The organism is Microcoleus sp. Pol12A5, assembly GCF_036701435.1.
GTDB lineage: Bacteria > Cyanobacteriota > Cyanobacteriia > Cyanobacteriales > Microcoleaceae > Microcoleus.
Genome location: NZ_JAUBQU010000279.1, coordinates 1 through 1,581 on the forward strand (window position 1 = coordinate 1; position 1,581 = coordinate 1,581).

The window sequence follows — 1,581 nt, forward strand, 5'->3', positions numbered from 1 at the left end:
AGCTAAAGATTCCATCCTGTTTTGAATAATGTTTTTGGAGCTCGATCGCTACATCATACATCAATTCAGCAACGCCAAAAAACTACCCAGAAAACGCCTAAGCGCGCGATCGAAAATAGTCAAAAACGACTGAGATTGTACGATCAAAGCTCAGGAGAAACCTAGTTATTTCAGGACTTCCTTTAGGGTGGGCAAGGCCCACCTTACAAATTGAGAGACAATTCACCATTCACAATCCTTGCTCTGTGCAATTCATATAATTAAAATAGGTAATATTTACAATGGATCCGATTAAACGTCAACGTTTAGAAGCAGCAGGTTGGCGGGTGGGAGATGCCGCAGACTTTCTAGAACTTTCAGCCGAAGAAATTGCTTTTATTGAGATGAAGTTGTCTCTAATTAAACGCTTGAAGCAGCTTCGCATTAGTCAAAATCTTTTTCAAGAAAGTTTGGCTAAGAAAATTAAATCTAGTCAGTCACGGGTAGCTAAAATAGAAGCTGGCGATCCGTCTGTTTCTCTTGATTTGATGGTAAGGACAATGCTAGCGCTGGGAGCAACTCGCGAGGATGTGGCACTCGCTATTACTTCTTCCAAAAGCTGAGAAGCAGACAGTTAAAATTTGAGAATCTTCGAGAATTTGAAGTTAACTTTATCCCGATAAAACCATTTCAGCCGTGATAATTGTGGCTAACTTCCTCCACAGATAAACTTAACGCCTCCGCCACTTGTTCGACGCTCAAACCCATTCCCAACAATCGGGGAATAGCACCCCTTATTGCCTGAAATCCAGCTTGTCGTGCCTGCTCTGCACTCTCGCCTCGCTGTCGCAGTTCATGGGGGCGCGCTTTCCGGAGAGTGTAAGTATCAACCAGTCTAGTGACAAAAACGTTAAGCTCTTCGGGATTCCAAGGCTTAGCAATGTAATGGCATAGTTTGCCAGCATCAATAGCTTCAAAGAAATGTTCCGTATAACTAATTAACATAATTTGGCTCGTATCGGGGTACTGTACCGCCGTCAGACGGAGGAACTCAGTCACGTTCATTTTGGGCGTCGGCTCATCGCAGATAATGATGGCAACTTCTCCTTCCCTTGCCAAGATTTCTAGGGCGGCGGGGCCTGATTCTGCCCTGAGTACTTGATATTTGCGACGGAAATGGCGGTAAAGCAAGTCAAGACCACTGGCTGTTCCATCCTCAACGATCAGCATTTTTAGGCGAGGATTTGGTGGGTGGGGAAATTTATCCGACATAGCTATAGCCCTCTTTGTGTGAATGTGTTTCCACTATTTGTGATTTATTATTTGCACCAGTGCCGTTTGCGCAAGCAGCTAGCCATTTGATAAGCTAAAGGCGTAATGTCATTGCTCAACATCGGTTTCCCGGAAAAAGTTTATTGATAGCGATCGCCCTTTTCCCCAATTCTCTCTGACTATCTCACTCTCCAGCATTATCCGTCACTTCTTCGACGGATAAACTTAACGCCTCCGCAACCTGTTCGGCACTCGGTAGTGCTTTTATGTAAAGGATAGAGGATAATAGCTCTATGCCAATCTTTTGAGGAGTCTCATGATGAAACCCTA

2 protein-coding genes are annotated in these 1,581 nt (G+C 44.2%); one reads left to right on the forward strand and one right to left on the reverse strand.

Annotation, left to right across the window (positions count from 1 at the left end):
• Positions 1–281 precede the first annotated feature (281 nt).
• Positions 282–602 carry a helix-turn-helix transcriptional regulator gene (locus QUA45_RS28730; RefSeq protein ID WP_333223339.1) on the forward strand — a complete coding sequence of 107 codons (321 nt, stop codon included), beginning with the start codon at positions 282–284 and terminating at the stop codon, positions 600–602.
• 67 nt (positions 603–669) lie between these two features.
• Here QUA45_RS28730 and QUA45_RS28735 read toward each other — a convergent pair whose 3' ends face one another.
• A complete protein-coding gene (locus tag QUA45_RS28735) occupies positions 670–1,251 on the reverse strand; it encodes a hypothetical protein (protein ID WP_333223341.1) in 582 nt (193 codons plus the stop codon).
• Between the last annotated feature and the right edge of the window lie 330 nt (positions 1,252–1,581).